This is a genomic window from Sphingopyxis sp. (assembly GCF_050725655.1).
GTDB lineage: Bacteria > Pseudomonadota > Alphaproteobacteria > Sphingomonadales > Sphingomonadaceae > Sphingopyxis.
Map to the genome: position 1 here is coordinate 1 of NZ_JBOHHT010000015.1, position 6,991 is coordinate 6,991.

Annotated in this window: 8 protein-coding genes; 3 read left to right on the forward strand and 5 right to left on the reverse strand. The window is 66.6% G+C overall.

Annotation, left to right across the window (positions count from 1 at the left end; translation table 11 throughout):
- The first annotated feature begins 220 nt into the window (after nt 1–220).
- Entirely contained in the window at nt 221–580 is a 360-nt protein-coding gene (locus tag ACREBX_RS01800) for an endonuclease domain-containing protein (RefSeq protein WP_431560044.1), read from the forward strand.
- Nucleotides 581–780: 200 nt separating this feature from the next.
- On the opposite strand, the gene leuA is transcribed toward ACREBX_RS01800, so the two are convergent.
- The 4 genes from leuA to ACREBX_RS01820 form a co-directional block, all read right to left on the reverse strand.
- Nucleotides 781–2,511 carry a 2-isopropylmalate synthase gene (leuA, locus tag ACREBX_RS01805; protein WP_431560045.1) on the reverse strand — a complete coding sequence of 577 codons (1,731 nt, stop codon included), beginning with the start codon at nt 2,509–2,511 and terminating at the stop codon, nt 781–783.
- A 307-nt stretch (nt 2,512–2,818) separates the two neighbouring features.
- Nucleotides 2,819–3,298: a rhodanese-like domain-containing protein gene (locus tag ACREBX_RS01810; protein ID WP_431560046.1), complete on the reverse strand. Its 480-nt coding sequence runs from the start codon at nt 3,296–3,298 to the stop codon at nt 2,819–2,821.
- Between the two features lie 145 nt (nt 3,299–3,443).
- On the reverse strand, nt 3,444–3,806 hold the full coding sequence (locus ACREBX_RS01815; protein WP_431560047.1) for a hypothetical protein: 363 nt from the start codon (nt 3,804–3,806) through the stop codon (nt 3,444–3,446).
- Nucleotides 3,807–4,009: 203 nt separating this feature from the next.
- The gene (locus tag ACREBX_RS01820) at nt 4,010–4,648 is read right to left on the reverse strand and encodes a YceI family protein (protein ID WP_431560048.1); all 639 of its coding nucleotides are present in this window, start codon (nt 4,646–4,648) and stop codon (nt 4,010–4,012) included.
- 196 nt (nt 4,649–4,844) lie between these two features.
- Between ACREBX_RS01820 and ACREBX_RS01825 the strand changes: the two genes are divergently transcribed.
- Nucleotides 4,845–5,630, forward strand: coding sequence for a hypothetical protein (locus tag ACREBX_RS01825; RefSeq protein WP_431560049.1), 786 nt, complete (start codon nt 4,845–4,847; stop codon nt 5,628–5,630).
- Nucleotides 5,599–5,970, forward strand: a complete 372-nt coding sequence (locus tag ACREBX_RS01830) for a helix-turn-helix transcriptional regulator (protein WP_431560050.1) — start codon at nt 5,599–5,601, stop codon at nt 5,968–5,970. Before ACREBX_RS01825 ends, ACREBX_RS01830 begins: the two co-directional genes overlap by 32 nt.
- A gap of 228 nt (nt 5,971–6,198) precedes the next feature.
- On the opposite strand, the gene ACREBX_RS01835 is transcribed toward ACREBX_RS01830, so the two are convergent.
- Entirely contained in the window at nt 6,199–6,609 is a 411-nt protein-coding gene (locus tag ACREBX_RS01835) for a hypothetical protein (protein WP_431560051.1), read from the reverse strand.
- Nucleotides 6,610–6,991: the final 382 nt, after the last annotated feature.

Sequence of the window (6,991 nt, forward strand, 5' to 3'; positions counted from 1 at the left end):
CCCCATCGCTTCGCGACAGGGAGGATTTGGGTTTGGTCCGGGGTGGGGCGGGTTGGGGTTTTTGATTTCCTCCCTGCGCCGTAGGCGTGGGGAGGGGGACCGACGCCGCAGGCGTTGGTGGAGGGGCGACAACGTTGGCGCCATTGCCCCTCCGTCAGCGCTTCGCGCTGCCACCTCCCCATGGCCTTCGGCCACAGGGAGGATTGATAGGGGGTGAGGTTTGGGGCGTTCTACTTCGAAGGCTACGGTCAAGATCGCGCGTGGGCTCAGGCGGGAGATGTCGTTGCCCGAGGTGATGTTGTGGCAGCGGCTGCGCGCGCGGCCGGGCGGGGTGAAGTTTCGGCGGCAGCATCCCTTGGGGCGGTTTGTGGCGGATTTTTATGCGCCGGACGCAAGGATGATCGTCGAGGTCGATGGGATGGCGCATGATCTGGGGGATCGGCCGGAGCGGGATTTGGCGCGGGATGAGTGGTTGCGGGGGCAGGGGTTTGTTGTGGTTCGGGTGGCGGCGGCTGAGGTTTTGCGGGATGTGGATGCGGTGGTCGATGGGTTGGTTCGGTTGATTTCGGCGTCGCGCTAGTGGCCCCTCCGTCAGCGCTTCGCTGCCACCTCCCCATGGCTTCGCCACAGTGAGGATTGGCGTACTCAAATCCTCCCTGTGCCGAAGGCATGGGGAGGGGGACCGCCCGTAGGGTGGTGGAGGGGCGGCGACGGTGGCGCAATTGCCCCTCCGTCAGTCCTGCGGACTGCCACCTCCCCATTGCTTCGCAACAGGGAGGATTACGCGCCGTTGGCGGCGCTCAAAATCGCCCGCACGCTCGCCGTCGCGACGTCGGTGTCCAGCCCGCAGCCGAACAGGCTTTTCCCGTCGGCGGTGCGGCATTCGACATAGGCCGCGGCCTGCACATTGCTGCCCTGGCCGATCGCGTGCTCGCTGTAGTCGACGATGTCCATGATCGGGCCGCCGCTTTCGGCCAGCGCGGCGATGACGCTGCTCATCAGGCCGTTGCCGCGGCCGCTGACGCTGCGCTGCGTGCCGTCGATCAGCAGGACTCCCGCGAAGATGCGTTCGGGGTTGGGACGGCTCTGTGCCGATGGCCCCCACCCCAACCCCTCCCCTGAAGGGGAGGGGCTATTGGACGGCGCATGGCTTTCGGACCAGTCGACGAGCTGGAAGCGTTTGGCTTCGGTGGTCAGATACTGGCCCTCGAAGGCGTGCCAGATGTCTTCGGCGCCGAGTTCGCGGCTGGTTTCGTCGGCGAGCGCCTGGATGGTGTGGCTGAAGCTTGCCTGCATCTTCTTGGGCAGTTTCAGGCCCTTGTCCTGTTCGAGCACCCACGCGACGCCGCCCTTGCCCGACTGGCTGTTGACGCGGATCACCGCTTCGTAGCTGCGGCCGAGGTCGGCGGGGTCGATGGGCAGATAAGGGACTTCCCAGCGTTCGTCATTCTGGCGTTCGCGCGCGGCGAAGCCTTTCTTGATCGCGTCCTGATGGCTGCCCGAAAAGGCGGTGTAGACGAGCTCGCCGCCATAGGGGTGGCGCGGGTGGACGGGAAGCTGGTTGCAATATTCGACCGTCTGGATGACCTCGTCGATGTTCGAGAAGTCGAGGCAAGGGTCGACGCCCTGCGTGTACATGTTGAGCGCGATGGTGACGAGGCAGGTGTTGCCGGTGCGCTCGCCATTGCCGAACAGGCAGCCCTCGACGCGGTCGGCGCCCGCGAGCAGGCCGAGTTCGGCCGCCGCGACGCCGGTGCCGCGGTCGTTGTGGGTGTGCAGGCTGATGATCGCGGCGTCGCGGTTTGGCAGGTTCCTGGCGAAATATTCGATCTGGTCGGCGTAGATGTTCGCCGTCGCCGCCTCGACCGTCGCGGGCAAGTTGAGGATGATCGGGTTTTCTGCCGTCGGTTGCAGGATGTCCATCACCGCGGCGCAGGTTTCGATACTGAAATCGAGCTCGGCGGTCGAGAAGGTTTCGGGGCTGTATTCGAAGCGCCAATTGGTTTGCGGCAGGCGCGCGGCATTGTCGCGGAGCTGCTTGGCGCCGTCGATCGCGATGCCCTTGATCTCGTGCATATCCATGCCGAAGACGATCTTGCGCCACGCGGGGCTGACCGCGTTATAGACGTGGACGATCGCGGTTTTCGCGCCCGCGAGGCTGTCGAAGCTGGTGCGGATGAGGTCGGCGCGGCTTTGGGTGAGCACCTGCGGGGTGACGTCGTCCGGGATGCGGCCATCGCGGACGAGGCCGGAGATGAAGTCGAACTCGGTCGCGCCGGCGCTGGGGAAGCCGACCTCTATTTCCTTGAGCCCGATGCGGACGAGCAGGTCGAAGAAGCGCGCTTTCTTTTCGGCATCCATCGGGTCGATCAGCGCCTGATTGCCGTCGCGCATGTCGGTGGAGAGCCAGATGGGAGCTTTGGTGATCGTCCGGCCGGGCCATTCGCGGTTCGCGAGCGGAATCTGCGGAAAGGCGCTGTACTTGACCGAGGGGTCGCGGAGCATGGTCATGGGTTTGCTTCTTCTTCGGGTGGTTGCGATGTGTGTCGATCGGACCCTTGAGCGGGTGGCCGCGACTAGCGCGCAGCCAGTGTCACGCCCAAGGGCGTGTAAGTCGCAGAAGAAGAAGGGCGTTGCCGCGCATGGGGCCTCTAGTGATGCAAAATGTCGCGCTTGGCAAGGGGGGAGTGCGAAAATTACGCGAGAGTGGTCCCGTGCCGCGTGCCCACCCCGCTGCGACTAGCGCGCCCTGCGGCGCGGCAAGTCTCGCTCCCCTCCCGCTTGCGGGAGGGGGTTGGGGGTGGGCGCGACTTCAGACCTACCCCTTCACCCATTCCACCTTGGGATCATTGAAATCGACGATGTCGGCGAGTTCGAGGACGTTCGGATAGCCATAGCCGACGAGGTTGATGAAGGTCTGGATATTGAGCGCGAGCGGCGCCGCCTTCATGCGCACCGGCGCGGCGTCGTTGCGGAAATTATTGTTGCAATAGATGAGGATAGCGCGGTCTGGGTTGGCGCCGATCACCGCGGCGAGGCTCTCGGCGGTGAAGTCGGTGAGCGGCAGGTTGACCGCGCCCTTGATGTGGCCGCGCGCGAAAGCGTCCTTCGAGCGCGCGTCGAGGAGCAGGGTGCCGGGTTTCGCGACCTCGGCCTTGAAGGCGATGAGGCGCGTCGCGCGTGCGGGGGCGACGCTGGCGGTGAGCGCCTGGAAGGCGGGATAGTCGATCTGGGGGTTGGCTTGCGCCAGTGCGGGGGTGGCTGTGAGGGCGAGAGCGAGAAGCAGGGTGCGGCGCATGGTGATCCTCCCTTGAATGTGGAGAGAGGCTACGCCGCGGTTGCTGGCTCTGCGATGAACCGAAAATGTCGCCGGGCCGCAAGGGGCCTCGCGGCCCGGCGCAGTGCAGGGGGTCGTCCAGAAAGTGCCCCGGGGGGAGCGAGCGTCAGGCGGCTTCGCTCTCGTCGTCCTCGTCCCAGGGTTCGAAAACCTCGTCCTCGATCAGATTGTCGACCGCATGGATGCGCACGCCGATGCACCAGTCCTGAAGCGGGCCTTCCCATGCGGCCTCGATTTCGCTGAGGACTTCGGCCGCGTCTGAAGGTCCGGGGGCCGGGCGATCGCCGACGAGGTCGAAATCCTGCACGCCGTCGTCGGGCGGCGTGATGTAGACATGCGGGTCGAGCCGGATATTCGCCCAGCCGATAGTGGGGGCTATACCCTCGACCTCGACGACCAGCAGCGGATTTTCCTCGTCGCCGTCGATCGAGGCGTTCACTTCGACAATTTCGCGTACCAGTTCGCTCATCACACGGCTCCTGTACGAAAGGGGCGGGACCCGCGAAGGTCCCGCCCCTTTCATAAGCGCCGCGTGTGACAGATTGGCGTGATGCCACCTGCGAACCGATCGCCGTGCAATTTTTTGTCATTCCCGGGAAAGGCGGGAACCCAGTTGCAACGGTTGCTCGTGGGTCCCCGCTTTCGCGGGAATGACGAATTTTTTTAGGTCGCCTACTGCTTTTCGAACGCGGCGTGGATTTCGAGTTCGACCGCGTCGCTGACATAGGGAATGCCCATCGAGACGCCGAAATCGCTGCGCTTGATCGTCGTTTCGGCCTGGAAACCGATGGTTTCCTTCTTGTTCATGCCCATGCCGGCGCCGTGGAAATCGACGTCGAGGGTGACGGACTTGGTCACGCCGTTAAGCGTGAGGTTGCCGGTGACCTTGGCTTCGTCGCCGTCGCTGCCCGGGACGACGCTGGTCGAGACGAATTTGGCGTCGGCGGGGGCGGCGCCGAAGAAGTCGGGCTTGCCGCCGTCCTTACCGGCGCGCAGCAGGTGGCTCGTCAGGCCGGCGCTGGCGGTCGTGACCTTCGACACGGGGATCGTGACGTCGACCTTCGCCGCGGCGAGATTCTTCGGATCGATGACGAGCGTTCCGGTCACGTCGCCGAAGATGCCGGTATATTTGCTGAAGCCGAGGTGATCGACTTCCCACACGACCATCGTGTGGCCGGCGTCGGCGGCGTAGGTGCCGGCGGTGACGCGCGACTTGTCGGGTGCCCCCGGGGCGGAGCCGCCCTGCGCGAGGACGATCGGGGTCGCCACGACGGCGAGTGCGAGGGCGGCGAGGGGGACGATGCGACGCATGAGACAGTCTCCTGTTGAGGGCGACGGGAAACTAGGCGAAGGCGAGGGACGGCGTCAATATGCCCCAGGGAAACGCAGCGTTGCGATTTGGGCCCACGGCAGCACGTCATCGCAAGCCGCTTGTGCCGCGTCCGGTTTCATGCTGCAACGCGGCGAAGTACGAAAGCTGGGCACGAAGGCTGGGGGGCCGACGTCGATGGATAGCTTGTTCGCCCGGGAAGCGGGCGAGGTTGAAAATGCCTTTCTGGCGGCGCCGTTCGAAGAGGACGGCTGGAACGCGGCGCTGCGCCTGTTCGCGCGGCGGACCGGATCGTCGCACGCGCAATTGCTGGGTCTGGGCGACGACGCGACGCTGTTCAACTTCATGCCCGATATCGACGCCGCCTATCAGCGCGAATTCCTGGAAATCGAAGGGTGGCGGCCCGAGGTCAACTGGCGCGTCGCCGCGAGCGGCCGCCCGCTCGAGATATTGAGCGAGGCGCATTACGACGTCGCGCGGCAGCACAGCGGCACCGACGATTATGAGGAGCATATCCGCAAGTGGGACGGCGTGCACGGCTGCCAGACCGCGCTGGTCGAAGGCGAGGGATTGCTCGTCGGGCTGGCGTCGCTGCGCTCCGAGCGCGATGGCCGGACCGGACGGCGTGACCGCGAGCTGTTCGCCGCCGGCGCGACCTATGCGCTGGCGGCGGTCCGCATTCAGCAGGCGATGGCGCAGCGCGGCGCCGCGATGACCGTCGGCGCGTTCGATGCCATCGGCGTCGCGGCGTTCCTGATTGATCGCCGCGGCGCGGTCGCGGCGCTATCGGGGGCGGCCGAGGCGATCGTCGGTGAAGGCACGGCCGGGGTGCTACGCCTGCGCCGCGGCCGTCTGGGCGCCGCGCGCCGCGCGCCGCGATGCCGATGCGCCGCTGCAGGCGGCATTGGGGCGCGCGCTGAACGGAGAGGCGATGCAGCAGCACTGGATCGGGTCACCGCATGAGGGCGGGGTCGAGGGAGGCGGCGGGCTGCTGTGCGAAATCTTCCGCCTGCCGCGGCGCGAATGGGATTTCGGTTTCGACCCGCGCGTGCTGGTTGTCGCGCGGCGCGCGGCGGACATTCCCGCGATGCGGATCGTGCCGCTGCGCGCGGCGCTGGGCCTGACCGAAGCCGAAGCCGAGATCGCGCTGCGCCTGGCGAACGGCGAAGCGCGCGAGGACATCGCGGCCGGGCGCGGCACGAGCGCCCAGACGCTGGGCACGCAGATCAAGTCGATCCTGCGCAAGAGCGATGTCGGGCGCGAAGCCGAACTGACGGCGTTGGTGAACCGGTTGCTGCGGTAAGGGCGGGGTCGCGGCAGACGGGGTGAGAGGCGGGGAAAGGATACCGACGGCGGGTCGCTAGCCGCCGATATCCCCCAGCCGGACGTCAGCGCCACGGGAGTGACCGCGCCCGGTTTTCGATTGCCCCCACACAATCAAATCCCTCTGACGGGCCGGTTATCAGCGATTTACGAAGGCGGCATACCCCGCGCGGGGTATATGCGACGAGCCGAGTTCGATCGTGCGCCGTCAAGGCGCGCGGCGTGCCTCGAACCATTCGCGCATCGCGGCGGCGGCGCAGCCGGTGAAGCCGTAGGAACCGACGGGCGAGCAGCTGCCCGGGCGAGTGGCGCGCGCGACATTGTCATAGCCTTCGACCGCCGAGGCCCAACTGCCGCCGCCGACCGCCTCGTCTTCCTTGAGCTCCTCGCGCAGTTCCTTGGGCACGCGGTAGCGTTCGGTTTCGGGCTGCTGCGCACAGACGACGATCTCGTCGCCCTGCGGTTCGGGGCAGGGCTCGTCGCCATAGGTATAGAGGACCGAGGTGCGCTGCGGCGGCTGACTCGATTGGGCAAGCGAGCTGTCGTTCTGCGCGAGCGCGGGCGCGGCGAAGGCGAGCGCCGCGAAGAGGGGGAGGAGGAGGCCGGCTTTTTTCTTCATTATCGATCGCGTTCCCAGACCCTGTATCCCCGCGGCGCAGATTGGTGCGCCGAGATGAACCTAAGCCGAACCTGCCCGGCGTAACCCGTTGCGCTTTCAGCGCGAACTGGAATGCGACGGGGCGGGCCGGCACGGGGCCGATCTCACACAGGTGGCGATGAATCCTGAAAAGCCAAGCCCTGTTCCGATTGCCTGCCGCGGCGAAGGGGGACGGGGGTCCCGGCGGATGCGCAATTTGGAGAGGGGCGGGGTCGGCGGCTTTGGGGTGGGAAGCGGACGTACCGATCCTCCCCACTTGTGGGGAGGTGGCAGCGCGAAGCGCTGACGGAGGGGGCTGGCGCCCGCCCGCAACGTCGCTTCAGGCCGCCAACCCCCTCCACCA